The sequence below is a fragment of the Kitasatospora sp. NPDC093806 genome, assembly GCF_040683335.1.
Lineage (GTDB): Bacteria > Actinomycetota > Actinomycetes > Streptomycetales > Streptomycetaceae > Kitasatospora.
In genome coordinates, this window is the sequence record NZ_JBFBDO010000049.1 from 32676 (window position 1) to 57597 (window position 24922).

Consider the following 24922-nt stretch of genomic DNA (forward strand, 5'->3'; position numbering starts at 1 on the left):
CCGGCGGGGCGACGTCCTCCCCGCACCCGCGGGGGTCAGCCGCCGGCGCTGCCGAGCAGGACGGAGACGGAGGGGTCCTCCCCGCGCCTGCGGTGATCGGGGCCGGGGCGAGCTGTCGGGGTTGGTTAGGTGGTCACCGGGGCGTCCCGGTGGTGGTCGGGCCGCAGGTTCGACGGTAGCGGTCGGCGGGCGGGCAGTGGAGCGGTCCTGATCACGCGGCACCGCTGAGGATCATCGGCGGGCGGGCCGGGCGCAGCGGGACGGCGGCGCCACGGGTAACAGCGAGGGCGGCGCGGTGGCGGGCGGGGAGCTCGCGAGCGCGGGCGGCCCGGGCCAGGGCCTCCTCGTCCTCGACGGACGGGCGGTGATCCCGTTCGGGCTCGCGCAGGCGGTTGTAGTGCTGCCGCAGGACCTCCTCCCGCTCGGTTGTGGCCTCGTCGAGCACGGCCTGGCGGGTGAGGGCCTGCTCGCGCATCTGGCGGCGCAGGTCAGTCGCGGGTCATGTCGACGAAGCGGGAGTAGTGGCCCTGGAACGCCACAGTGATGGTGGCGGTGGGGCCGTTGCGGTGCTTGGCGACGATCAGGTCGGCTTCGCCGGCGCGCGGGGACTCCTTATCGTAGGCGTCCTCGCGGTGGAGGAGGATGAGGACGTCGGCGTCGTCCTCGAGGGTTCCGGAGTCGCGCAGGTCGTAGGTCTGGGGCCTCTTGTCGGTGCGCTGTTCGGGGCCGCGGTTGAGCTGGGAGATCGCGACGACGGGGATGTCCAGTTCCTTGGCCATCAGCTTCAGGTGACGGGAGATCTCGTTGATCTCCTCATAGCGGCTCGCGAACTGGCGCAGGCCGTAGTCGAGGAGCTGGACGTAGTCGATGACGATCAGCTTGATGCCGCGTTTCTGCTTGAGCCGGCGGCACTTCGACCGGATCTCGGTGAGGGTACGCGCGGAGTCGTCGACGTAGAGCGGGGCGCCCGCCACGTCCGGCATACGCCTGGCGAGGCGGGTCCAGTCGTCGTCGGTCATGTTGCCCGAGCGCATGTGGTGGAGTGCGATCCTCGCCTCCGCGCTGAAGGTCCGCATCGAGACCTCGTTGCGGCCCAGCTCCAGTGTGAACAGCACCGCCGGCAGCTTGTTGTGGACCGTGCAGGCCCGGAGCAGGTCCAGTCCCAAAGTGCTCTTGCCCATCGCCGGCCGGGCGCCGATGACGATCAGCTGGCCGGGCTGGAGGCCGTTGGTGAGGGCATCGAGGTCGGCAAAGCCGGTGGGAACACCCGACATCCGGCCAGCCACGGAGCCGATCGCCTCGATCTCATCGAGGGCTCCCTCCACCACGTCGCAGAACGGCGGCACCTCGAGGACGTGGTCGGGGTCGGTGGCCGAGAGTACGGCGTTCTCGGCCAGGTCGATCACGTCGTCGATCGGCGCGTCGGACGCCACCGCGTGGTCGATGACCGTGACCGCCTCGGCCAGCCGCCGCCGCACCGCCGCCTGACGGACCCGATGAGCGCGCTTCACCGCACGACCCGCCCGCGCATCGGCCGGCATGACCTTGTCGAACGCGGCAGCACCTCCAATGGCCTCCAGGTCACCCCTGGCCGCCAGCGCCACCGAGACCGCGGCAGGATCGAGCGGCCCGTCCCCCGCGTACGCCTCCAACACCGCGAGGAAGACCAGACCGTGGGCCGGACTGCGGAAATCACCGGCGCTGACAACATTCAGCACGTCCGCGACGACCGCCCTCGAGCTCGTCATCGCACTGAGAAGGTCACGCTCGTCCTGGAGCTCCGCCTCCGCCTGCCGCGATGCTGCCATCTCATCCGGTCCGAGCCCGCCCGCTTCGCCACCCACAAACGCCCCCTGCTCACCGTGCTCCACCTCCGGAAAGCCTGCGCCCGCCGGAGCCAGAGACTCTACTCAGCCCCGCCGACCGCGCGGTCCGCAGCCGCACGAAGCCGGGCCGCAGCCAGCACCGCGCCCGCCCACCGGGATCGGCCCGCCCCCGGCACCGGCCGGGGGTTCAGGTTCGCCGACCCGTCCAGCCACCCGCGCGGCAACCGCAGCAGATCCTCCCGGCCGCGCCGCCACTGCTCCTCCTCCACCCGTTGGCGCACCAGCCGCTCTCGTAGCCGCTCACGGGCGAGCTCGCCTTGGTCAACCGATCCCGACTCAGCCCCGGCATCTCCGTCGGCGAACGCCGCGTCAGGGAACACCGATTCGGGGAACACCTCGGCGAACTCCGCTTCGGTAATCACCGGGAAGTCCTCCTCCGCCAGCGACCGCGGGCCTGCCCGGGGCACAGGGGCCTTCGTGGCCGGTTGCTCAGGCCGGGGACCTGCCGCTGGGAGCCGGCTGCTGGAAGGATCTCGCACCGTGACCCGGAGGCCGGTGGGGGCCGCACCCTTGAGCTCATGACGCAGCCGCTGCAGTAGCTGCCGCTCCAGGAACTGCACCTGGGTCGCCCACGCCTTCGAGGCCGCGACGAGATGGAGGACGCCGGAGTACTCGCTGAAGCGTTCCGGGACAAGGTTCCGGGCAAGGTCCGGTCCCAGGATCTCCGCCCAGCGGCCCCGGATCGCCGCCAGAGGCGGAATCACCCAGCCCCGGTCGGCCATGGACTCCTCGATCAGCTCCGCCAGCAGCAGCGGCTCACTGCCGAAGGGCCGACGCAACGGCCCACGTCGCACCGGCCGGTCCGGCACGAAGCGGCGCTGCCCGGCCTGACGCCGCATCGCCCGCAACAGATCCCTCGCGAGATCGCCCCCGTCACCCCCGTCAGCCTGCATGAAGACATCCTGGTGCATCCGCCCCACCCATGGAACCGGCCCGGCAGCGGGCTGCGCCCTTCGTCTGCCCAAACCCAGTGGGACGAACGAGGTGCCCGGCGACGGTACCGGCTCACGGATTCGGACGGCGGACCGGCCTGGCAGGCCAGCCACGGTCGGGGGGATCACGTAGCACCGCGACGGGAGCCGGCCCCGGCTGGTGGGCGGCGCGCAGCGGGACGGCGTCGCCGAGGGCGACGGCGAGGGCGGCACGGTGGCGGGCGAGGAGCTCGCGAGCGCGAGAAGCCCGAGCCAGGGCCCCCTAGTCCTTAACAGAGGGACGGTGCGCTCCCTCGGGGGTCGCTCCCTGCGCGCACGGGCCGGACCGCGCCCCGGAGGGGGCGGGAGTCCCACGGCGGGGTCGCTCCCCACGCGCACGGGCCGGACGGCTCCCTGGATTCCCCTACTCCACGCTTGGGCGCTCCCCAGGCCTGCGCACGCATTGGTCCTGTCGGTGGCGCGGGCCCGTGTGCGGCTGGATGGGTGTAGTTGGGCGCCTGGTTCCGGTGGCATCCGCCCGGAGGGGTGCGCGTCCGGGTTGCATGGGCCTGTGCCTCGGCGTGGGGCGTGCCGGTGGGCTTCAGGGCCTCGGACCCGACGGATGAGAGAGCACCATGGCAGAGCACGACCCTCGTCACCGCACCGGTCGCGGCCCGCTACTTCGCGGGCTCGCCGCTGCCGTGCTCGCAGTCGGCACGCTGGTGGCCTCGGCGGGGTCCGGGTACGGGACCGGTGCGGCCGCGCTGGCGCCCGGTACACGGTTCACGCCGCTGACGGCGGCGGTGATGACCGAACCGACGCCGTTGGACGCCACGGACGGCAGGACGCACCTCTCGTACGAGTTGCTCACCACGAGCGCGCTGTCCGGCAGCACGCCGGTGCGGCTCGACCGTGTCGACGTCATCGACGCCGGCACCCGACAGGTCGTCGGCTCGCTGAGCGGGCAGGCGTTGGCCGAGGCCGCCAATCCGGTGGGCGACCCCCTGCCCGGTGCGGACGGGTACACCCCGCCGCCGCCGGCGCCGACGCCGACCGTCATCCAGGGCTCCCAACAGTGGATCATCTGGCTCGACCTGGCCCTCGACGCCGGCCGGGCGGTGCCCGAGGTCCTCGAACACCAGCTCTCGGGTGCCATCCTGACCGCCTCCGGCCCCGCCGCGTTCGAGGAGACGGTGCAGGCCACCCCGACCGCCCGCACCGCGCCCTTGGACCTGGACCCGCCGGTCCTCCCCGGCACCTGGTACGCCAGCGAGTCGTGCTGCGGCAACACCCACCACCGGCGCGGCCTCGCCCCGGTCAACGGCCGTTTCGGCGTGCCGCAGCGCTTCGCGATCGACTGGTACCGGCTCGGCGAGCGAGGGCAGGCCTGGGAAGGCGACCCCGCCCTGCTCACCAGCTACCTGAGCTACCGTCAGCCGGTCGCGGCCGCGGCCGGCGGCAGAGTGGTGGAGGTCCAGGACGGAATCCCGGACAACCCGCCGCCCCACACGCCGCCCGTCCCGCCGATCGAGGACACCGTCGGCAACCACGTCACCCTGGAGGTCGCACCGGGCCGCTACCTGCTCTACGGCCACCTGGAGCCCGGCTCGCTCAAGGTCCGGGAGGGCGACTGCGTCGAGCCCGGCCAGGTCCTCGGGCTGATCGGCAACAGCGGCAACTCCACCACCCCGCACCTGCACTTCCAGGTGATGACCACGGCCGAGTTCTTCCCGACCGACAGCCCGCCGTTCACCTTCCGGCAGTTCCGCGTCCTCGGACAGGTCGAACCCCGGATCTGGGACGACAACCTGGGCCTGCAACCGACCGGCGTCCTGCCGATCACGCCCTCGCCGTACGAGGGCCCACACCGTGCGCGGTATCCGCTCGACCGCGAGGTGCTGGAGTTCTGACCCCACTCCGGCACGGCCCCCGGGCGGGCGCTGCGCACCCCACGCTGTCGGCCACCGCACGCGTTTCGTCACACCCGCTACTCCGTTGCACGGCAGACCGTGAAACCTCACCCGATGGAGGGGGTGGGGCCGGACGAACCCGGAACCACCACACCCCCTCCCCCCAGCACCTCACCCGCTCTGACCAGAAGTGAGGCCGACGGAGTGTGATGCTCGCTGAGATTGGCTGTGGCGGATCTTTCGTGACGTGACGATCACGGGTGACTGTGTTCACGGGCTCGCAGCAGCCGCTGCTCGCTGCTGCGGGAAGCAACCGAGGAGCGGCGAGGTCGATGTTCACCAGTCAGAATCCGACGGGGATTCACACCCCTATGGCAGCGCCGGAGGCGTGTGCGTCCCCGGCTCGACAGGCCTCAGCCCCGCTCACCAGACACGGGGTAGCGGTCGGTCCGGGAAAGGATCCCGGTGAGGGACGCTGCGAAGGGCTCTCGCTTCGTCCGTGGCAGCGGCACCTCGGCCAGTGTGCCGTCATAGATCATCCACAGGCCGAAGCAGTCGTCGTCCTCGTCACGGACGAGGACTTGGACGGAGTGCGGATTCGGCCAGTTCAGAGACTCCAGGTGCTTCAGCAGCCCGCGCCAGTTGTGGCGGATGAACTGAATGACCCAGGTGTAGCACTCCTCGGACGGCCTGTTCAGTCCGGCGAACACCCAGTCGTCCACCCGCGTGAAGCACTGGTGCCATTCCCGGTTCTCATCGGGGCGGGTCAGGGGCTCCATCACCTCCTCCGCCCCCCGAGCCAAAACGATGACCTCTGCGTATCTACTCATGAGCCCACTATGGCCTCAGCCGGTCAGCGCGGGATCGGCGGGTGATCAGATGGGCGGCCGCGCCAACCGTAGTCCCTGATCTTTCATAACCCACTCACACAAGCCCGCGGACGCCTTGGGCGTCATCGCCTGCCTGGCGTCCGCGTTGCTGTGCGTCCTCGTATGATCAGCTTGATACGTGTGACCTGGCCTTCGACGGCGCCGGAGCTCCAGTTCAGTGCCAGACCGTTGACGACGGCGTCCCAGTCGTTCTGGAGGAACGGGGTGGCGCCCTTGCGGAACGCGAACTCGTCGATTCCCAGCACCGTGACCTGTCCGGATTGGCGGGTCCGGGAGCCGGCGGACTTCCCGCAGGATCACGTCCCGGCTCGTCGCACGGGCAGGTAGCCGGCGAGCCGGGCTCCGGCCCACGGGTCATGGCGGATGTTTGGAGCTGACCGTCACGAGATATCCGCCACAGCCGTTTTCCGAGATCCTCATCAGCGCCGCAGCGGTCCGCCAGGCCCGCGCGGGGGCCGATTCAGGGGATGGCGTGGTCGCGGAGGGGGCCCAGGGTCAGGCCGTGGGTGTGGCAGTGGGTGGCGATGAGGGGGAGGGCGGCGAGGGTGGCTTGCCAGGAGTCGGGGGCCGAGGTGCAGTCGGAGTCGTGGAGGAGGAGGGTGGCGCTGCCGGTGAGGGATGGGCGGGCGGTGGCGTAGACGGAGGGGCCGGTGGCGTCGGCGGTCCAGTCGCGGCCCCAGGCGGTCCAGAGGACGGTGCGCAGGCCGAGGCGGTGGGCGGCGAGGGCCGGGCCGGCGGTGAGGACTCCGTACGGTGGGCGGTACCAGGTGGGGCGGGCTCCGCACAGGTCGGTGACGGCTTCGGTCGCGCGGCGGAGTTCGCGCAGGTCGCGGGCGGGGGCCGGGTGGTACTGGCGGCGGTGGTGCCAGCCGTGGACGGCGACCTCGTGGCCGCGGAGGACCAGTTCGCGGCCGAGGTCGGGGGCGCGTTCCAGCATCGCGCCGAGCAGGAAGAAGGTGGCGCGGATCCCGAGGTCGTCGAGGGCGTCCAGGATCGGCGGGGTGCCGCGCGGGTCGGGGCCGTCGTCGAAGGTGAGCGCGATGTGGCCGGGGTCGCCGTAGCCGGCGGTGCGGCGGGCGAGGTGGCGTTTGACGGGCGGCAGGCGGACGGCGGCCGGGGCGAGGTGGAGCAGTTCGACGCCGACGGCCGCGGCGCCCAGGCGGAGGAGCACCCTCAGCCGAACCGGGACGCCATCCGCCGGAACAGGCCCGGCGCGGCGCCGTGCAGGCGGGCCGGGAAGTCCAGCCAGTGCGGGAGGAAGAAGCGGTCGCGGTCGGTGGTGAGCGCGGCGAGGACGAGGCCCGCGACCGCGTCCGGCTGCACGGGGCGGGGGCGTTCGCGCTGGTAGGGGGTGCCCCGGGCGGCGAAGAACGGGGTCTCCACCGCCCCCGGCAGGATGAGCCGGACGCCGACGCCGGTGCCGCGCAGCTCGTACCAGAGGCTCTCGGCGAACATGGTCAGCCCGGCCTTGGTCGCCGCGTACGCGGCCTCGTCGCGGACCCCGACCTGACCGGCCATCGAGCCGAGCAGGACGATCCGGCCGCGATCACGTTCCAGCATGCCGGGCAGGAGCAGGCGGGCCAGCCGCAGCGGGGCGGCGAGGTTGACCTCCAGCATCCGGTCCAGGGTGTCGGCGGGCGTCTGCGCGAACGGGCCGCGCCAGCCCAGACCTGCGCTGGCGACCAGCGCGTCCACCCGGCCCGCCGCGCCGACGGCGGCCTCGGCGAGGCGCTGCGCGCCGTCGGGTTTGGCGAGGTCGGCGGGGAGCGGACGGCCGCCGGTGCGGGCGGCGATCGCGTCGAGGCGGGCCTGGTCGGTGCCGGAGAGCAACAGCCGCCAGCCCGCGGCGGCGAGGCGGACGGCGGTCGAGGCGCCGATGCCGGAGGAGGCGCCGGTGATCAGGACGACGGGCGGGTCGTCCGCCGGGCGGGGGCGGGCCCGTCGGGAGGCCGTACGGGCAGCTGGATGGTGGACGTCGTCCGTGGTCATGGCACCTGCCGCTCTGTGCGCGCCTCGCCGTCCGTTTTGTCCGGCAAATCACCTTCGCATGGCGGCGCCGTTCGGGCGACCGGGGTGGGGGCGGTGGCCGGCGAGAGCGGGCCGTCCACCTCGGCGTCCACCTCGCCGAAGCGGGACAGCACGAAGGTCCCGCCGACCGCCACCGCGAAGCCGGTCAGCGCGCACCAGGCGTAGCCGGGCCGGGCGGTGTCGCCGAGCGCCACCACCCCGACCAGCGCCGGGCCGAAGGTCTCGGAGACCGTCCCGGCGGCGGTCGCGGCTGTCACCGTGCCGCGCTGGAGCGCGAGCGCGTAGGCGAGGTAGCCGCCGAGGCCGCCCAGCGCCAGTCCGTACGCCGCCGGATCGGTGAACACCCCGAGCGGGCCGGACACGTCGAGGATCCGGACGGCCAGGCTGGTCACGCCGAACCCCACCCCGGCGAGCAGGCCCAGTCCGGCCGCGGCGGCGTTGCCGCGGCGGCGGGCGAGCATGAAGGTGAGCAACAGCATCAGTGCCGTCGTCGCGAGCAGCGCCCAGTGGAACGCGGGTGGCGCGTGGTCCCGTCCCTCGCTGCCGGAGCCGAACGCCAGCAGGGTCAGCCCGGCGACCACGGCGACGATGCCGACCAGGTCGCCCCGGCGCAGCCGGGCGCCCAGCAGTCGGGCGGCGGCGAGCGCGGTGACGGCCAGGCTGGAGTTGGTGACCGCCTGGACCAGGAACAGCGGGAGGCTGCGCAGGGCGACGATGCTCAGGACGAAGCCGGCGATGTCCAGGCCGGTGCCGAGGAGGAACCGCCAGGAGCGGACCAGCGCGGCCAGCAGGCCGACCCGCACCCGGTCCGCGCGCGGCGCCTCGCGCGCGCCGCTGGCCTGGAAGACCGAGCCGAAGCCGAAGCAGACGGTGGCGACCAGGGCGGTGGTGAGTCCGAGCAGCATGGCCCTCCCGGCGACACGAGCGGCGGCGCGACTGGCCCCACGGTCCCCGGGGGCGCGATCCACCCCCAGTCTCCGCCGGGCCCGCACCACGCGCAGCGGGGAGAGGAGGGAAGTGGCGGGCGATGCAGCGGGCCGGCGACGTTCGTGTGCCGGTGACCGGGCTACGCCGCACGGGGCCGCGCAAGTGGCGCGGACCACGGCCGTGGCAACCAGCGGCAGAGCGATCATCAGAACGACCGGCCCCTGAGTTTCGGATCGGCGAGAATCGGCAGCCAATGGTCGGCCGCCGCAGACCCGACCGACCACAACAGCCGGACCGATGCTCACGGCCCTATTCCCCCGATAACATCGCAGCTCAGTAAGCCTCGGCCCCGCACGCGCGGGGATGGCCCCCGGGTTGATGGTCCGGCAGCGCTCGCACTGCGCTCGGCCCCGCACGCGCGGGGATGCGCGGTGGGCCGCGTCCGGGGATGGCGTGGCCGCGGAGTGAGACCGTGGGTGTGGCGGTGGACAGCGAGGGTGGGGGCCGGGCGTCGTGGGAGAGGAACAGGGTGGCGCGCGCCGGTCAGAGCCCGGTGCGCGCCCGCACACAGCGGAGGTGGGGCGGGTAGCGGGTGTCAGCCTGCCCGGCCGGCGCCCTCGGTCGTGGGTGGGGTGGCGGTCCAGGTGGGTGGGAGGGCGCTGGTGTGGTGGTGGATGACGTAGTACTGCGGGGCCATCGCGGTGTCGCGGCCGGGGAGGGTGGCGATCACCGCGTGGTGGGCGGCGGCGGGGGTGAGGGTGGGGTCGGTGGTGGCGATCCGGGCGGTGAGGCGGTCGTCGGCGTAGCTGACCTGGATCGCCGTCGCCGTTGGGCCGAGGGCGTCGGCGAGGAGGGTGCGGACGGCGGCGAGGTCGATCCAGTTCGCGTCGATCCGCTGCCAGTCGCCGGTGCGGGTGGCGGGTGGCAGGCCGCTGAGGGCGGCCAGTTCGGTGAGCGGGAGCGGGCGGTGGGCGGCGGCCGCGAGGACGGCGGGCAGGGCGCGGGCGAAGCGTTCGGTCTCCGCGCGGTCGAGGACCTGGGGGCAGGCGAGCAGGATGAACTCCAGGCTGCCGGCGGTGCGCAGGATGTTGAGCAGCAGGCGGACCGGGAGCGGCTGGTCGGGCAGCCACTGCACCTCGGGGTCGGCGGCCGGGCTGGGGCGGGTGTCGTAGACCGACTCGGGGATGGCGAGGCTGAGGTCGTTGACGGCGACCTGGCGGCTGAAGCGGGCGCCGCGCCGTTCGGCGACGTCCTCGACGAGCTGCCACACCTTGTCGGCGTTGAGGGTGCTGTGCCAGTAGCCGGTGAAGGAGGCGGCCTTGGTGCGGCCGATCAGTTCGTCGAGGTCGGCGGTGCCGGTGTCGAGGGAGAGCAGCGCGTCCTGGGCGAGGGTGCCGATGTGGTCGGCGAGCGCGGCGCGCTGGCGGTTGGCGGAGAGGGCGGCGAACACCAGGTCTGGGCGGTCGGCGCGGTGCGCGGTGAGCGCGGCGAAGACGGCGAGCAGGACGACCGAGGGGCTCGCGCCGGTGCGGCGGCAGAGGGCGTCGAGGTCGGTGGCGGCGGCGCGGGAGCGCAGCAGCAGGGTGGCGAGGCCGTTCGGCGGGCCGGTGATGCCGTCGGCGGCGAACACGGCCTGCGGGCCGGTGGTGAGGATGGTCTCCCAGTGCTTGAGCGCGGCGGCGGTCTTCCGGCGGCCCTGCGGGCTCTGTTCCTGGGCGGCGACTTGGAGCGGGGTGCGGGAGGTGGCCGGCGGGAGTTCCTTGCCGGCGGCGAGGTCGAGCCAGTCCTGGATGAGCAGGGTGACGGCCGCGCCGTCGACGCCCGCGTGGCAGGCCACGACGACCAGTCGGCGGACCAGTCCGCCGTCGGTGAGGAGGAGCAAGCGCAGTCGGGGGGCGGCCGCGAGGTCGAACGGGACGGCGACGTCGGCCCGCCCCACCTCCTCCGCCAGCGCCTGGACCTCGCGTTCGTCCCGGCCTTCGACGGGGACCGTGGTGACGGTGAACTCGCCGTCGGGGCGCACCTCCTGGCGCTCCGGGAAGCCGTCGGCGCCGGGGCCGGGCGGGAAGGCGGTGCGCAGCGACTCGTGGCGTTCCAGCAGGGCGCGGAGCGCGTCGAGGGCGGCGGGCAGGGTGGTGCGGTCGGGGACCGGCCAGACCGATTCCTTGTTGATCTGTTCGGGCCGGGAGGTGCGGATGCAGCGGATCATGTTGTCCTGGCCGAGGGTGAGCGGCCCGGAGCCGCTGCTCGCGCCGCCGTAGCGGACGGTGATCCGGCTGCCGCTCCCGCTCATGCTCCCGCTCGCGTCGTGGGTCACGTCGGTAGGCGTCCTTCTGCTTGACGGGTCGTCAACTGCCGAGCAGTTGACGTTCATTGGCGTGCCAGGTGTGGACCGCCAGGTGGAACGGGCGGGTTCCGACGGCGGCCACGGCGGCGCGGAACGGGCCGGGGACGGGCACGTCGTCGACCCGGCAGGGGCCGGTTCCGAGCGCGCCCGGGTCGGCGAGCAGCACCGGGGCGGGGCCGGTCACCGGCAGGCCGAGGCCCTGGACCAGCCGGCCGCCGTACGCCTTGACGCAGGCCTCGCGGCGGCACCAGAGGGTGGTGAACCGCGCGGCGGGGTCGGGGGCTTCGGCGATCAGGGCCGCCTCCCCGGCGGGGAAGTACCGGGTGGCGAGCCGGGTGGCGGTGCGGGGGTCGCGCACCTCCTCGACGTCCACGCCGACGGCGCGGCCCTCGTCCGTCAGGGCGAGCGCGGCGAGGGCGCCCGAGCCGGACTGGTTGACGGCGATCCCGTCGATCGCGGGTTTGCCGCGCGGCCCGTACCGCCAGGTGAGGGCGGCGGGGTCGCGGCCGAGCCGGGCGCCGACGAGCTGCCGGACGGCGCCGTGGGTGACGGTGAAGCGTCGGCCGAAGCGGGTGTCGGGGCCGGCGGCGCGGGCGCGTTCGGCCGGGTCGAGGAGTTCGTACAGGGCGCGGACCACGGGGTCGGGCTGGTCGGTGGGGATCAGCCAGACGTCGATGCGGTCCTCGGTCACGGGCCGGCCCGCAGGGTCAGGGTGGACAGGACGCCGAGCCGCCGGTCGAGGTCGGCGAGCAGGACGGGCCGCCGTTCGGCGCGCCAGGCCTGGAGCCGGGCGGCGAGTTCGGACCAGAGGCCGGTGAACGGCTGCCCGGGGGGTGTGACGACGGCATCGGGGTACGGCACGTCCAGGCCGGCGGAGAGCAGGACGGCCGTCCGTTCGCCGAGCGCCTCGGCCTGCTGTCGCACCTCCTTGGCGGCGGATTCGTCGTCCGCCATGCTTTCCTGATGGATCGTCAGATCACCGTCACCCGCGGGGACTTCCTCGCAGACCAGGACGACCGCGCAGTGCCGTTCGGGCAGCGTGACCGGCTCGGCGGGCCGGTAGTGCAGGGTGGTCTGCTCGGCGAGGACGACGACCGCGCGGCGGGCGGCGCCGGTGCGCTGGTACGCGTCGGCGACGCGCAGCGCGCTGAACGCGCCGGCGGTGCCCTGGTCGCAGAGGGCGAGTGCGGTGGGCGTGCCGGCGCAGGAGCGGCTGAGGGCGAGCGAGGTGGGTGCGCCGGGGCGGACGTCGGGTGAGTCGAAGGCCTGGATCAGCAGGTCGGCGGGCTCGTCCGGGCCGAGGGCCGCGCCGAGCAGGCCGGCGGCGAGTTCCTCGTAGGCGTGGCCGGCGCCCTCGGTCAGCAGGTCCTCGCGCAGCGGCAGGCCGTAGGGGCGGACCAGGTCGGAGACGAAGACCCGCAGGTCGGGGTCGAGGGAGTGTTCGGAGCGGCCGTCGGCGTGCCGCGTCAGCACCCGGGTGAGGGCGAGGGACCGTCCCGCCGGGGCGGGTGCGGCGGGCACCGGTCAGTCCTCGGCGATGAGGTGCGTGGCGACGTAGTCGGCGAGCTTGCTCACCGAGCGCAGGTCGTCCTCGGTGATCTGCTCGACGTCGACCTGGATGTCGAGCGCCTCCTCGACCTCCAGGATGAGCTCGATGGTGCCCGCCGAGGTGAGGCCGAGGTCGTCGAAGAGGCAGGCGTTCTCGGGGATTTCGGGCAGGTCCCGCTTGAGGACGCGCGGGATCAGCTCGCCGAGGCTGTGCAGGATCCGGTCGCGCAGCTCGGTGTCGGTGGTCTGGACCACTTGATCTGACATGGATGGGACCGTCCCGTCGTGCGTGGTGGAGTCGTGGTGGAGTCGTGCTGGAGTGGGCGGGGACGCCGGGAGACCGGCGTCCGGAGCGGCGGGCCGACGAAGGCGTCAGTGCTCGACGACCATGGCGGAGAAGGTCGCCCCGATGCCGGCCGAGGCGAGCAGGTACCGGTCGCCGCGCCGGAGCTGCCCCCGCGTGGTGGCGGAGTGCAGGTTGATGAGGCCGTCCGCAGCGAAACTGTGCCCGACCGCGGGGACGTTGTCCAGCACCACCTTCCCGATCGGGAAACCGATCCGGCGGCAGATCATCCGCCAGGAGGCCTGGTTGACGTTGTGCGGGAGCAGTACGGCGAGGTCGTCGAGGGCCAGGCCGGCCTGGTCGAGGGCGGCCTCGATCGCCTCGATCATCACGGCCGGGTACTCGCGCTGGTAGCGGGCGAGCAGGTCCGCGTCCTCGGCCAGCCGGCCGTCGAACTCGGGGCGCTGGCGCACCGCGTAGGAGAGCACCCGGTCGCGTTCGCCGTGGGCGCTGACCAGGCAGGCGGCCGCGCCCTCGGCGAAGATGCCGGTCTCGGGCACCACCTGGGCGTCCTTGGTGAAGGTCTTCTCCCCGGTCAGCACCAGGGCCAGCGCCTCCCGGTCGGGGTCTCCGGCGAGCAGGCGTCCGGCCAGGTCGACGGCCAGCAGGCCGACCGCGCAGGCGTGGTGGGTCACGGTGAAGGCCTGGGCGTGGCCGAGGCCGTACCGGTGGAGCAGGTCGTGCAGGGGGTTGAGCGGGTACGGCACGGCCACCGGCATGCTGCGCGCGTGGATCACGAAACGGACGTGCCGTTCGCGTCCGCGCAGCTCCGGGAGGGCGTCGACGGCGGCGCCGAGCAGGTCGGGCAGCTTCCCGTCCGGGTCCAGTCGCAGCTGGTCCAGGCCGTGGAAGCGGCGGAAGAGTTTGAGTTGACGTGGGGTCAGGCCGATGCGCTCGCCCACTGCCTCGATGGGCACGGTGTGGTGGGGGAGGTGAACGGCCACTGCCTCCAGTGCGGTCACGCGGGCTAGTATTCCCACGCCCGACGGGTCCGCACAAGTGATCTCGGGCGGTTGCGGCACACATCCCGCACACCTCACGCACGGATCGCGCATGTTTCGCGCCCGTCCCGTGCCGCCGTTTCCTCGCCCCCGCGCCGTCGAGCAGGTGGAGTACCGGATGACCGATCGTGAACCCATCGCCCCCGTCCCGCCGGTCCGGCCGGCCGTGCTGGCGCTGCTGACCGAGGCCGCCCAGGCGCCGCCCGAGTGGGGCCTGGCGGTGACGCCGCAGGACCGGCTGGACGGTGACCTGCTGCTGGACGAGGTCGAACTGACCACGCTCGACTGCCTGCTGCGCGAGCGCTTCGGGCCGGCGGCGGACCTCGGCGCGCTGCGGGCCGGCCTGGACCTGGCCGGGCTGGAGGCGCTGACCGTCGCCGACGTCGAGCGTCTGCTGCCCGCGCCGGACGGCCACACCGAGGTCGCCCGAGCGACCGAACCCCGGGCCACCGAACCCCGAGTGGAGGACGCCCGATGAGCCGGTTCCTGCTGGTGGTCCCCCCGCTCACCGGGCACGTCAACCCGACCGTCGGCCTGGCCCGCGAGCTGGTCGCACGCGGCCACGAGGTGGCCTGGACCGGCACCGAGTCGGTGCTGCGGCCGCTGCTCGGCCCGGACGCCCGGGTCTTCGGCACCGGCACCCGGGCCTTCCGGGCGCAGGGCGGGCACGGGCTGGCCGCGGTCCGTTCGCTCTGGGAGGGCTTCATCGTCCCGTACGCCCGGTTCACCGCGAAGGCGCTGGACACGGCGGTGCGGGAGTTCCGGCCGGACGCGCTGCTGGTCGACCAGCACACGCCGGCCGGGGCACTGGTGGCGCACCGGCACCGGCTGCCCTGGGGCACGCTGGCGCCGGGGGCGATGGAGCTGGGGCGGCCGCTGCGCGGGCTGCCGCAGGTGGAGGCGTGGACGACCGGCCTGCTCCAGGGGCTATGGCGGCGGGCCGGGCTGCCCGAGGAGGAGTACGCCGACCCGCGCTTCTCCCCCGACCTGGTGCTCGCCTTCACCGGGCCGGCGCTGACCGGGCCGAAGCCGTTCCCGGCGGAGTACGCGCTGGTCGGGCCGGTGCTGGCGGACCGGCCGGCCGACCCGGCGTTCCCCTGGGACGCCCTGCTGCCGGGCCGGCGGCGGGTGCTGGTCACCATGGGCACGCTGGCCGGCGAGCTGGGCGCGGACTTCCTGGCCCGGGCGGTGCGGGCGGTCGCGCTGTGCGGGCCCGAGGTGCAGGCGGTGTTCGCGGCGCCGCGCGAGCTGCTGCCCGAACTGCCCGCCCACGCGCTGGCGGTGGACCGGGCGCCGGTGCTGGAGCTGATGGGGCGCGGGGCGCTGGACGCGGTGCTCTGCCACGGCGGGATGAACACCGTCGGCGAGGCGTTGGCGCACGGACTGCCGGTGGTGGCGGCGCCGATCCGGCACGACCAGCCGTTCGTGGCGGCCCAGCTGACGGCCTCCGGGGCCGGGCTGCGGGTGCCGTTCGCCCGGGTGACGCCGGAACGGCTCGCCGCCCGGCTGCACGCCGTGCTGACCGAGCCCGGGTACCGGCGGGCGGCGGCACGGGTCGGCGCGGAACTGCTGGCCGGCGGCGGGGCGGTGACGGCGGCCGACCGGGTCGAGGCGCTGGTCGCGAACGGTGCCCGCCCGGCCGAACCCACGGTCAATCCATTGGTCTAGGCCATTGTTTCCGGGGCGCCGCAGCCCCTAGGGTGGCCCGCAGCACCACTTCTCCGGTGCCCCGCGCGCCGCTTCCAGGCGCCCCGGAAATCCATCCCCGCTCGGGAGTTCTGGTTGATCGAGACCAAGGGGCTGCTCAAGTCCTATACCTCCAAGAAACGCGGCCAGCCCCCGGTCGACGCAGTCCGAGGCATCGACCTGGACGTGGCGGCGGGTGAGATCTTCGGTTTCCTCGGCCCCAACGGCGCCGGCAAGACCACCACGCTCCGCATGCTCGCCACGCTGATCCGCCCGGACGGCGGCACCGCCCGGATCGCCGGCGCCGACCTGTTCGCCGACCCCGCCGAGGTCCGCCGCCGGATCGGCTACGTCGCCCAGGGCGGCGGCACCACCGACGCCGTCACCGCCCGCGAGGAACTCGTCCTCCAGGCCCGGATGCACGGCGCCGGGAAGGCCACCGCGCAGGCCCGCGCCGTGGAGGCGCTCAAGGCCTTCGAGCTCACCGAGTTCGCCGACCGGCCGTGCCGCACCTACTCGGGCGGCCAGCGCCGCCGGGTGGACATCGCGCTCGGCGTCATCCACGCCCCCAAGGTGCTGTTCCTGGACGAGCCCACGGTCGGCCTCGACCCGGCCAGCCGCGGCCACGTCTGGACCGAGATCCGCCGGCTGCGCGACGAGGGCATGACCGTCGTCGTCACCACCCACTACCTGGACGAGGCCGACGCGCTCTGCGACCGGGTCGCCATCGTCGACCACGGCGGAATCGTCGCCGAGGGCACCCCGGAGGCGCTCAAGCGCGAGATCTCCGGCGACGTCGTGCTCATCGGCCTCGGCGCCGGGGAGGCCGAACGGGCCGCCAAGGCGCTGCGCGAGCAGCCCGGCCTGCCGGACCTGCACCGGCTGGAGCTGCGCGACGAGGACGGGCTGCGGCTCTACCTGGACGACGGGGCCGCCGCCGTCCCCCGGCTGCTGCGCGCCCTGGACGGCGCCGGCGTCACCACCGGCACCGTGCAGCTGCAACGGCCCAGCCTGGACGACGTGTTCCTGGCCCGTACCGGCCGCTCCATCGAGCAGGCCTGACCGCACCTCCGGATCCCCGAGGAGGGGCCCTCATGAAGCTCGCCCGCGACACCTGGCTGGTCTTCCAGCGCCAGTTGCTGCTGATGTGGCGAACGCCGGTCTGGATCGCCGTCGGGGTGATCCAGCCCGTCTTCTACCTGCTGCTCTTCGCACCTCTGCTGAAGAAGGTGCTGGCGCCGATGGGCGCCACCAGCTACGCCGAGGCCTACCAGATCTACGTGCCGGGCCTGTTGGCGGTGCTGTGCATCTTCGGCGGCCTGTACACCGGCTTCAGCCTGCTCGGCGAACTGCGGGCCGGGATCATCGAGCGGGCCCGGGTGACCCCGGTCAGCCGGCTCGCCCTGCTGCTCGGCCGGGCCCTGCGCGAGACGGTGGCGCTGCTCTTCCAGGCGGTGATCATCACGCTGATCGCGCTGCCGTTCGGCCTGCGGGTCGGGCCGCTGGACCTGGTGCTGGCCTTCCTGCTGATGGGCCTGCTGGCGCTGATGACCTCGACGATCTCCTACGGGATCGCGCTGGTGCTGCCCGCCGACGAGGCGATGGCGCCGGTGGTGAACACCGTCGCCCAGCCGATCGCGCTGCTCTCGGGCACGCTGCTGCCGCTGGCGCTGGCGCCGATGTGGCTGCAGACGATGGCCAAGTGGAACCCCTTCTACTGGGCCGTGGAGGGCATGCGCGCGCTGTTCGCGGGCCACGTCGGGGACGCCGTGGTCTGGCAGGGCCTGCTGGTGGTCACGCTGATGACGGCCGCGGCGGTGTACTGGTCGGCCCGGCTGTTCTCGACCCGGGTGCGCTGAGCCCCTCGGACGGCGGCAGCAGGCGGGACGGGTCGCTCGACTGTCGGTCCGTCATCGGTGGTCGGACGGTGGACGGTTGGTTGTCGCGGCCGATGGGCGGGCCTATCGTCGGGTCAGCCGATCGTCCGTTCGTCGAGAGGAACCGCATGAGCACCCCGTCCGACCACACCCCTGCCGCCGGTCGCGCCGCCGTACCCGCCCGGCGCCGGGGCACCCGTCTGGCCGTCGCGGGCGGGGTGATCGCCGCGCTGCCGGCGGTGGGCCTGCTCGCCGCGACCCCGGCCGCGGCAAAGCCGCCGGTCAAGGCCGCCGAGGCCCGGCCGGCGGCCGTGGTCGTGGCCGACGGCGTGGCGGCGAAGCCGCCGGTCAAGGCGGTCGCCGCCAAGCCCCCGGCCAAGGTCGCCGCGGCGAAGCCCTCGGTGAAGGCGGTCGCCGCCAAGCCGCCGACCAAGGTCACCGCCGCGAAGCCTCCGGCCAAGATCGCCGCGGCCAAGCCCCCGGTGAAGGGCGCCGAGAAGGACCCTCGGGCAGCCGACGCCCGCTGAGGCCTGCTGACGGCCGCCGGGCAGTCGGCCGCCACTCCCGCGCGCGACGACGGCGGCGCCCCCTGCTTCCAGGAGGCGCCGCCGTCGTGCGTACCGGGACCGGGCTCGCCGGTCGGTGGACTACCGCGCCACCGCGTGGGCGGTCTCGGCGCGGATGAAGTCCGCCAGCCGGCCGACCCCGTCGGTGATCTGCCCCGGCGTCAGCGAGCTGATCGACAGCCGGAGCCGGTGCTCGCCGCCACCCGCCGGGTAGAACGGCGCCATCGGCGTCCAGAGCACCCCGAAGTCCCGCGCGCAGCGCTCCATCGCCGCGTCGTCGGCCGCGAAGCCCACCGTGAGCACCGCGAAGAAGCCGCCCTCCGGCACGTTCCAGGACAGGCCCAGCCGGGCCCGTTCGGCGGCCGGGAAGTGCCGCTCCAGCTCGGCCAGCAGGGCCGCCATGTTGGCCGCGTAGTGGGCCGTGGCAGGGGCGTTGGCGGCCCGCAGGCGGCAGTCGTGGGTCAGCAGCATGCCGCCGATCACGGCCTGGCTGAGGGCCGGGGTGTTGACCGTCGTCATGCTCTTCAGCTTGGCGAGCTCGTCGGCGAGCAGGCTGCGCCGCCCGCCGGGACCGGCCACCTCCTGGTCGGCGACCACGTAGCCGAGCCGGGCGCCGGGGAAGCAGGTCTTGGCGAAGGAGCCCAGGTAGACCACCCGGCGGTCGCGGTCCAGCGCCTTCAGGGTGGGCCGCTCGGCCGCGTCGCGGGCGAAGAAGCCGTACGGGTTGTCCTCGATCACCAGCAGGTCCGCCGCGGCGGCCGTCGCCAGCAGCCGGGCCCGGGCCTCGACGGGCATCGAGGTGCCGGAGGGGTTGGCGAAGTCCGGGACGACGTACAGGGCGCGCGGGCGCCGCCCGGAGGCCCGGACGGCCTGCGCCGCGGCCTGCACGGCGGCCGGGTCGGGACCGCCGTCGGGGCCCTCCGGGACCGGGACGGTGGCCAGGTCGAGCAGCCGGGCGGCGCCGGTGACGCCGACGTAGCAGGGCGAGCTGACCAGCACCACGTCGTCCGGCCCGGCGCACAGCGCGCGCAGCGTCAGCAGCATGCCCTCCTGGGCGCCGACGGTCAGCACCAGGGCCTCGGGGGCCACCGCGAGGCCCTCGTCGTTGGCCAGGGTGCGGGCGACCAGGTCGGCGATGACGCCCTTGGTCGGCCCGTACTGGAACAACGTGGTGCGGATCGCGTCCCGGCTCAGGCCGGTGGCGGCCAGGTGGTCGAGGTAGGCGTCCAGGTAGGCGGGGACGTCCTCGGGTTCGAAGAAGCCCTCGTAGGGGCGGCCGGGGGCGAAGGAGACGGCCCCCGGGTAGCGGGTGGTGACCTCGTTGAGGAAGGTCATCGCGTCGAGCAGCGGGTCGGCCAGCGAGGCGTGCAGCTCGGCGAGCGGCAGCGGGGCCGGGCCGGTCAGCGCCGGACCGGTCAGCGCCGGGGCCGTCACGCCAGGGCCTCGCGCAGCCGGGCGGCCGCGTACGCCTGGGCGGCCGCGGCGTCGTCCAGGGTGCCGGTCATGGCGAAGAAGCCGTGCGGCATCCCGGCGTAGCGGCGGGTCTCGACCGGGACGCCGGCCGCGCGCAGCGCCTCGGCGTACCGCTCGCCCTCGTCGCGCAGCGGGTCGTACTCGGCGGTGACGACGGTGGCGGGCGGCAGGCCGGACAGGTCGGGGACGCGCAGCGGGGAGGCGTGCGGGTGGGCGCCGTCGGCCGGGTCGGCCAGGTAGTGGCCCCAGTACCAGGCGACCGAGCGGCGGTTGAACAGCGCCGGGTCGTCGTGCTCGCGCAGCGAGGGGGTGTCGGCGCCGTGGTCGGTGTTGGGGTAGACCAGCAGCTGGTGGCGCAGGGCCGGGCCGCCGTGGTCGCGGGCGAGCAGGGTGAGCGCGGCGGCGAGGTTGCCGCCCGCGCTGTCGCCGCCGACGGCCAGCCGGTCCGGGTCCAGGCCGAGCGCCTCGGCGTTGGCGGCGAGCCACCGGGCGGCGGCGTGGCAGTCGTGGACGGCGGCGGGGAAGGGGTGTTCGGGGGCGAGCCGGTAGCCGACGGAGGCGGTGGCGCAGCCGACCGCGTTGGTCAGGGCGCGGCAGATCGCATCGCTGGTGTCGGGCGAGCCGAGAGTCCAGCCGCCGCCGAACAGGTAGAGCAGGACGGGGAGCCGGCGGCCCGGAAGGATGGGGTCCGCAGGCCGGTAGAGGCGCAGGGTGAGCTCGCCGTCGGGGCCGGGGAGGCGGTGCTCCTCGACGGCGGCGACGGGCTCGGGGGTGCCGGCGGCGGCGCGGATGTCGGCGAGGTCGGCGGCCCGGGCCTCGGCGAGGGTGAGCTCGTAGAGCGGGGGTGTGCCGGCGCTCGCGCGGCGGTCGCGCAGGGCCTGGGCCTGGGGGTGCAGTGGCATGGTGGGTCCCTGGGGTGAGGGGTCAGCGGTCGGCCTCGACGTAGACGGTCTCGTCGGTGCGGAAGGCGGTGTCCAGGTCCGCGACGTCGGCGCGGGCGCCCTGCCGGTAGGCGCAGTGGCGGATCCGCCCGGCCTCGAAGCCGGCCAGGGTGAGGACGTGCCGCAGCTCGTCGAGGTCGTAGATCCACTGGTGGCCGAAGTGCCGGAAGATCTGGTTGACCAGGAAGGCCGGGCGCTGCGGCATCGGCGGGCCGAAGCCGAGCGTGCTGAGCCGGCGCCGGTGCCTGGCCAGGAAGCCGTCGTTCGTGGCATAGCCGACCAGGTAGCGGGCCAGGTCGGGGGTGGTGATCCGGAGGACGCCGCCGGGGCGCAGCACCCGGCGGGCCTCGCGCAGCCAGCCGACGGCGACGGGCATCGTGACGTGCTCGATCAGGTGCTCGGCGTAGACCCAGTCGACGCTGGCGTCGGCGAAGGGCAGCGGCTTCGAGATGTCCAGCTGGGTGAACCAGCGGTCGCCGTCGACCCGGTAGAGGGTGCCGGGTTCGGTGGTCGCGTCGGGGGCGCGCAGGGCGGTGAGGTCGGTGCCGAGGCCGGCCGGGTGGGCGGTGCGGAAGGCGGCGAACTCGATGCCGGTGAGGCCGAGCTCGGTGAAGTCCCGGTGGTCGTGCGGGAGTCCGCCGGCGGCCGGTTCGAGGGTACGGCAGGTGGCGACGTCGGCGCTGAACCGGTCGAGCTGCCCGGCGAGGCCGTCGGGGTCGTCCCAGTCCCAGCCGGGGAAGGCGTCCTGTGCGGTCATGGTGTCGGTCTTTCGGTCGTGCGGTGGGTTGTCAGCGGGCGGGCGCGCGCTCAAACCGGCCAGCGGGTGAGCGCGTCGCGGTCCAGGTCGGCGGCCCGGGGGCGGCCCAACAGGGCCATGGTGTGCTCCAGTTCGTCGCGGAGCAGGTCGAGGACGCGGCCGACCCCGGCTTCGCCGCCGGTGGCCAGGCCCCAGAGCGCGGGACGGCCGACCAGGACGGCGCGGGCGCCGAGGGCGAGGGCGACGGCGATGTCGGCCCCTTCGCGCACCCCGCCGTCGAGCAGCGCCGGGATGTGCGGCGGCAGCGCGTCGACCACCTCGGGCAGCGCGGCCAGCGCGGGCAGCGCGCCGTCGAGTTGGCGGCCGCCGTGGTTGGAGACCACGACCGCGTCGACGCCGTGGTCGGCGGCGCGGCGGGCGTCCTCGGCGGTGAGCACGCCCTTGAGGACCAGCGGCAGCCGGCTGCGTTCGCGCAGCCAGGCCAGGTCGGCCCAGCTCAGGGTGGGGTCGAACTGCTCGCGGGCGTGGTCGGCGATGCCCGAACCGCCCGGTCCGGCGCGGTGGCTCGCGGCCATCAGGCCGGCGTCCAGGTTGACCGCGCGGATCTCCGGCGGGACGGCGAAGCCGTTGCGCAGGTCGCGCAGCCGGCGGCCGATCCGGGGGGCGTCCACGGTGAGCATCAGCGCGGTGAAGCCGGCCGCCTCGGCGCGGTCGATCAGCGCGGCGAGGGCGTCGCGGCGGCGCAGCCAGTAGAGCTGGAGCCAGAGTGGTCCGGTCGCGGCGGCGGCGATCTCCTCCAGGGTGCGGCTGGCGAAGATTCCGGCGACCAGCAGGGCGCCGGCCTTTCCGGCCGCCCGGGCGGTCGCGGTTTCCCCGTCCGGATGGACCAAACGGTGGTAGGCCATCGGGGCAATTCCGACCGGCAGCCGCAGGGTTGTGCCGAGCAGGTCGACGGCCGGCGCGCAGTCCGAGACGTCGACGAGCGTGCGGGGGCGGAACGCATAGCGTCCGAACATTTCCCGGTTGGCCGCCAGGGTGCGTTCCGCACCGCTGCCACCTTCTATGAAGTCCCAGATTTCCGGGCTGAGTTGCTCGCGCGCAGCGCGTTCGATCCCGGCCAGCGTGAGTGGTGTCACGGGCGTCCTCGTTCCCGGACCGGCCGCGCTCGGGACCGGTCCCCGGGTCGGCAGCGTAGGAGGTCTGGACCGGATTGGTATAGACCTTGATTTGACCAATCGTCTGTGCAATGGTCTGGCAACGGAATTGGACGCATTGCTGGTGATGGCATGTAGACAGCGTTCATGACAAATCTCCTCACTGTGTGGAGTGGCGTTGACCGGCTTTTCCCCTTCTTCTCCGCCGCCCTCCTCACCCCCGCACGCCGATGCTCCCGCCGACTGGGTCGACCGGGTGCTGCTGGCCGGTCCCGGGGGTGAGGAGAGCCTCCGGTTCGGCCCGCCCGTCGACCGCGACGCCCTGCGCGCGCTGGTCGCCGAGCAGGCCGGACACCTCGCCGCGGCCGGCCTCGGCCCCGGCGGCACCATCGCGCTGCGACTGCCGCCCTCGCTGGGCTTCGTCGCGGTGCTGCTGGCCGCGTGGCGGCTGCGCGCCCAAGTGGCCCTGCTGGACCACCGGCTGACCGACCACGAGGTCGAGCTGGCGGTGGAACGGCTGGCCCCGCAGGTGCTGGTCGGCTCCGGCCGGCCGACCGCGGGCTCGGCGCTGCGCGGGTACTCCGTGGTCGACCCGGTGGCCGTGGCGCTGCCCGCAGGCCGACCGGCCCGGACCGGCCACGCGCTGGTCCAGCTGAGCTCCGGGTCCACCGGCCCGGCCAAGGTGATCGCCCGCACCGCGGGCGACCTGATCCGCGAACTCGACTGCTACCGGCGGCTCGCGGACTTCCCCGGCGAGGGCGAGCGGGTCGTCCTGCTCTCCTCGGTGGTGCACGTGCTCGGCCTGGTCGGCGGCCTGCTGAACAGCCTGCACGCGCGCGCCCCGCTCACCGTCCCGGACCGGATGACGGCGGCGGGCATCCTCGCCGCGGTCGCCGCCGACGAGCGGCCGACCACCGTGATCGGCGTGCCGTTCCACGCCGAACTGCTGGCCGGCGCGGCCGATCCGCCAGCACTGCCGCAGCTGCGCCGGATGGTGGTGGCCGGCGAACTGGTCCGGCCGGGCCTGCCCGCCGCGTTCACCGCGCGGTACGGCGTCCCGCTCGGCACCATGTACGGGATGACCGAACTCGGGGTGATCGCCACCGACCTGGACGGCACCCTGCACCCGGCCAAGGACCCCGTGCACGGCATGCGGCTGCGGCTCGTCGACGGCGAACTGCAGCTGGGCACCGCCGCCTCCCCCTACCCCGGGCTCGACGACCCGACCCGCTGGGCGGACGGCTGGCTGCACACCCGCGACGCCGCCGTCCTGGACCGGGCCACCGGCCGGGTCACCGTGCTCGGCCGCCGGGACTCGCAGGTCTCGATCGGCGGGCTCAAGGTGGACCTGACCGAGGTCGAGCAGACCATCGCCGCCCTGCCGGAGGTCCGCGAGGCCGTGGTGGTCTTCGACGAGGGCGCCATCGAGGCCTACCTCGCCGCCGAGGACGGCGCCGACCCGGCGCTGGTCCACGACGGGCTCGCCCGGCAGCTCGCCGCCTACAAGCGGCCGCGCCGGCTGGCCTTCCTGCCGCGACTGCCCCGCACCGCCACCGGAAAGCTGCTGCGCGACCCGGTCGCGCTGCGCGCCGCCGCCGACTGAGCCCGGCCCCGCGGCACCGGACCCGCCTCGAGGGGCCGGTCCGCCTTCCCCGACGGGCAGCCACCTCCTGCCCGTCGGTGCACCACCCGTTCCACCTCCCCGACCACCCCGGGCCGCCGCACGCGCCCGGGCACAAGGAGCACACCATGCAGGACCGCATCCGCGCGTTCGTCCTCGCCGCCCTGGCCGAGATGCAGTACGACGTCTCCGAGGTCACCGGCGACACCGACCTCGGCCCGGCCGGCCTGGACCTCGAATCCCTCGCCCTCGCCGACCTCTCGGTCCAGGTCGAGGACGAGTTCGGGGTCAAGTTCGACCTGGACGAGATGGAGAGCACCGCGCTGATGACGCTGGACGAGTTCACCAACGACGTCGCCACCCGGATCGCCGCCGCGACCGCCGCCGCCCCCGCGACCGCCACCGCCGCCTCGGGCAGCCCGGCGTGACCGACCTCGCCCGCCCCGACCGGGCCGAGGTCCTGGAGATGCTCGCGGCGTTCGGGCAGCGCGCCGCCGAGGACGTCCCCGACGAGCTCGGCTCGCTCGAACTCACCTGGCTGATCGCCGAGTTCGAGCAGCGCTACGGCATCGAAGCGGACCTCGACGACGAGCAGTTCGAGTCGGTCCGGACGGTGGACGACGCCGTCGCGGTGTTCCGCGCGGCCGTCCTCGCGGCGGCCGGCCCGGACGCCGGCCCCGACGCCGTCGCCGACAGACCCGCCGAGACGCTCGCCGACGCCACCGGAGCCCCCCGGTCATGACCCGCCACGCCACGCCCACCGCCACCGCGTCCGCCGCCCGGCCCGCCCTGCCGGTCCGGCCCGTCGTGACCGGTGTCGGCGTGCTCAGCGCGGCCGGCACCGGGACCGCCGCGCTCGCCGAGGCGGTCGTCCACGGCAAGGCCGCCTTCGGCCCGGTCACCCGGTTCGACGTCTCCGCGCGCCGCACCACCCGCGCCGCGCTGCTGCCCGAGCCGCGCCCGCTCGCCGACGAGGAGATGAAGGTCGTCGTCGACCCGGCCACCGGCATGCGCCGGATCACCAAGCTGATGGACCCGGCCGAGGCCACCGGCGAG

General features: G+C 74.3%; 26 protein-coding genes and 1 pseudogene. 10 read left to right on the plus strand and 17 right to left on the minus strand.

Annotation, left to right across the window (positions count from 1 at the left end):
• Positions 1 to 211 precede the first annotated feature (211 nt).
• Genes AB0N76_RS22615 through AB0N76_RS22625 form a run of 3 tightly spaced genes read right to left on the minus strand, consistent with a single transcriptional unit; the run spans position 212 to position 2797 of the window.
• A complete protein-coding gene (locus AB0N76_RS22615) occupies positions 212 to 475 on the minus strand; it encodes a hypothetical protein (protein ID WP_363559578.1) in 264 nt (87 codons plus the stop codon).
• A 13-nt stretch (positions 476 to 488) separates the two neighbouring features.
• Complete coding sequence (gene dnaB, locus AB0N76_RS22620) at positions 489 to 1871, minus strand: replicative DNA helicase (protein ID WP_363559580.1); 1383 nt, start codon at positions 1869 to 1871, stop codon at positions 489 to 491.
• Positions 1872 to 1906: 35 nt separating this feature from the next.
• The gene (locus AB0N76_RS22625; RefSeq protein WP_363559582.1) at positions 1907 to 2797 is read right to left on the minus strand and encodes a DUF721 domain-containing protein; all 891 of its coding nucleotides are present in this window, start codon (positions 2795 to 2797) and stop codon (positions 1907 to 1909) included.
• Between the two features lie 635 nt (positions 2798 to 3432).
• On the opposite strand from AB0N76_RS22625, the gene AB0N76_RS22630 reads away from it, so the two are divergent.
• Complete coding sequence (locus AB0N76_RS22630; RefSeq protein ID WP_363559584.1) at positions 3433 to 4707, plus strand: M23 family metallopeptidase; 1275 nt, start codon at positions 3433 to 3435, stop codon at positions 4705 to 4707.
• A 413-nt stretch (positions 4708 to 5120) separates the two neighbouring features.
• On the opposite strand, the gene AB0N76_RS22635 is transcribed toward AB0N76_RS22630, so the two are convergent.
• The 10 genes from AB0N76_RS22635 to AB0N76_RS22680 all read right to left on the minus strand — a co-directional run bounded on the left by AB0N76_RS22635 (position 5121) and on the right by AB0N76_RS22680 (position 13752).
• Entirely contained in the window at positions 5121 to 5537 is a 417-nt protein-coding gene (locus AB0N76_RS22635) for a hypothetical protein (protein ID WP_363559586.1), read from the minus strand.
• Between the two features lie 122 nt (positions 5538 to 5659).
• Entirely contained in the window at positions 5660 to 5842 is a 183-nt protein-coding gene (locus AB0N76_RS22640) for a hypothetical protein (protein WP_363559588.1), read from the minus strand.
• A 215-nt stretch (positions 5843 to 6057) separates the two neighbouring features.
• Complete coding sequence (locus AB0N76_RS22645; RefSeq protein WP_363559590.1) at positions 6058 to 6768, minus strand: polysaccharide deacetylase family protein; 711 nt, start codon at positions 6766 to 6768, stop codon at positions 6058 to 6060.
• Positions 6769 to 6770: 2 nt separating this feature from the next.
• On the minus strand, positions 6771 to 7586 hold the full coding sequence (locus tag AB0N76_RS22650) for an SDR family NAD(P)-dependent oxidoreductase (protein ID WP_363559592.1): 816 nt from the start codon (positions 7584 to 7586) through the stop codon (positions 6771 to 6773).
• Positions 7583 to 8530 carry a hypothetical protein gene (locus AB0N76_RS22655; RefSeq protein WP_363559594.1) on the minus strand — a complete coding sequence of 316 codons (948 nt, stop codon included), beginning with the start codon at positions 8528 to 8530 and terminating at the stop codon, positions 7583 to 7585. Before AB0N76_RS22655 ends, AB0N76_RS22650 begins: the two co-directional genes overlap by 4 nt.
• A gap of 617 nt (positions 8531 to 9147) precedes the next feature.
• Complete coding sequence (locus tag AB0N76_RS22660; protein ID WP_363559596.1) at positions 9148 to 10869, minus strand: condensation domain-containing protein; 1722 nt, start codon at positions 10867 to 10869, stop codon at positions 9148 to 9150.
• Between the two features lie 31 nt (positions 10870 to 10900).
• On the minus strand, positions 10901 to 11590 hold the full coding sequence (locus AB0N76_RS22665; RefSeq protein ID WP_363559598.1) for a 4'-phosphopantetheinyl transferase superfamily protein: 690 nt from the start codon (positions 11588 to 11590) through the stop codon (positions 10901 to 10903).
• A complete protein-coding gene (locus AB0N76_RS22670) occupies positions 11587 to 12420 on the minus strand; it encodes a hypothetical protein (protein ID WP_363559600.1) in 834 nt (277 codons plus the stop codon). The genes AB0N76_RS22665 and AB0N76_RS22670 overlap by 4 nt, the downstream gene beginning before the upstream one ends.
• 3 nt (positions 12421 to 12423) lie before the next feature.
• Complete coding sequence (locus AB0N76_RS22675) at positions 12424 to 12714, minus strand: acyl carrier protein (protein WP_363559602.1); 291 nt, start codon at positions 12712 to 12714, stop codon at positions 12424 to 12426.
• Positions 12715 to 12819: 105 nt separating this feature from the next.
• Positions 12820 to 13752: a 3-oxoacyl-[acyl-carrier-protein] synthase III C-terminal domain-containing protein gene (locus AB0N76_RS22680; RefSeq protein WP_363559604.1), complete on the minus strand. Its 933-nt coding sequence runs from the start codon at positions 13750 to 13752 to the stop codon at positions 12820 to 12822.
• A 157-nt stretch (positions 13753 to 13909) separates the two neighbouring features.
• On the opposite strand from AB0N76_RS22680, the gene AB0N76_RS22685 reads away from it, so the two are divergent.
• The 5 genes from AB0N76_RS22685 (at position 13910) to AB0N76_RS22705 (ending at position 17881) form a co-directional block, all read left to right on the plus strand.
• A complete protein-coding gene (locus AB0N76_RS22685) occupies positions 13910 to 14269 on the plus strand; it encodes a hypothetical protein (RefSeq protein ID WP_363559606.1) in 360 nt (119 codons plus the stop codon).
• Entirely contained in the window at positions 14266 to 15459 is a 1194-nt protein-coding gene (locus tag AB0N76_RS22690; RefSeq protein ID WP_363559608.1) for a glycosyltransferase, read from the plus strand. The genes AB0N76_RS22685 and AB0N76_RS22690 overlap by 4 nt, the downstream gene beginning before the upstream one ends.
• A 114-nt stretch (positions 15460 to 15573) precedes the next feature.
• Positions 15574 to 16539, plus strand: a complete 966-nt coding sequence (locus AB0N76_RS22695) for an ATP-binding cassette domain-containing protein (RefSeq protein WP_363559610.1) — start codon at positions 15574 to 15576, stop codon at positions 16537 to 16539.
• 32 nt (positions 16540 to 16571) lie between these two features.
• Positions 16572 to 17336 carry an ABC transporter permease gene (locus AB0N76_RS22700; protein WP_363559612.1) on the plus strand — a complete coding sequence of 255 codons (765 nt, stop codon included), beginning with the start codon at positions 16572 to 16574 and terminating at the stop codon, positions 17334 to 17336.
• Between the two features lie 146 nt (positions 17337 to 17482).
• On the plus strand, positions 17483 to 17881 hold the full coding sequence (locus AB0N76_RS22705) for a hypothetical protein (RefSeq protein ID WP_363559614.1): 399 nt from the start codon (positions 17483 to 17485) through the stop codon (positions 17879 to 17881).
• 120 nt (positions 17882 to 18001) lie between these two features.
• Here the strand turns inward: AB0N76_RS22705 and AB0N76_RS22710 are convergent, their stop codons facing one another.
• The 4 genes from AB0N76_RS22710 to AB0N76_RS22725 are packed head-to-tail and all read right to left on the minus strand — an operon-like array spanning position 18002 to position 22227.
• A complete protein-coding gene (locus AB0N76_RS22710; protein ID WP_363559616.1) occupies positions 18002 to 19354 on the minus strand; it encodes a PLP-dependent aminotransferase family protein in 1353 nt (450 codons plus the stop codon).
• Positions 19351 to 20295: an alpha/beta hydrolase fold domain-containing protein gene (locus AB0N76_RS22715; protein ID WP_363559618.1), complete on the minus strand. Its 945-nt coding sequence runs from the start codon at positions 20293 to 20295 to the stop codon at positions 19351 to 19353. Before AB0N76_RS22715 ends, AB0N76_RS22710 begins: the two co-directional genes overlap by 4 nt.
• A gap of 22 nt (positions 20296 to 20317) precedes the next feature.
• A complete protein-coding gene (locus AB0N76_RS22720; protein WP_363559620.1) occupies positions 20318 to 21091 on the minus strand; it encodes a methyltransferase domain-containing protein in 774 nt (257 codons plus the stop codon).
• 50 nt (positions 21092 to 21141) lie between these two features.
• On the minus strand, positions 21142 to 22227 hold the full coding sequence (locus AB0N76_RS22725; protein ID WP_363559622.1) for an alpha-hydroxy acid oxidase: 1086 nt from the start codon (positions 22225 to 22227) through the stop codon (positions 21142 to 21144).
• Between the two features lie 196 nt (positions 22228 to 22423).
• Between AB0N76_RS22725 and AB0N76_RS22730 the strand changes: the two genes are divergently transcribed.
• From AB0N76_RS22730 to AB0N76_RS22745, 4 genes and pseudogenes are all read left to right on the plus strand, one after another.
• A complete protein-coding gene (locus tag AB0N76_RS22730; protein ID WP_363559624.1) occupies positions 22424 to 23848 on the plus strand; it encodes a fatty acid--CoA ligase family protein in 1425 nt (474 codons plus the stop codon).
• Between the two features lie 146 nt (positions 23849 to 23994).
• Positions 23995 to 24294, plus strand: coding sequence for an acyl carrier protein (locus AB0N76_RS22735; protein WP_363559626.1), 300 nt, complete (start codon positions 23995 to 23997; stop codon positions 24292 to 24294).
• A complete protein-coding gene (locus AB0N76_RS22740; protein WP_363559628.1) occupies positions 24291 to 24608 on the plus strand; it encodes an acyl carrier protein in 318 nt (105 codons plus the stop codon). Before AB0N76_RS22735 ends, AB0N76_RS22740 begins: the two co-directional genes overlap by 4 nt.
• Positions 24609 to 24823: 215 nt before the next feature.
• Positions 24824 to 24922, plus strand: a pseudogene (locus AB0N76_RS22745) (phosphocholine cytidylyltransferase family protein); the annotation flags it as partial.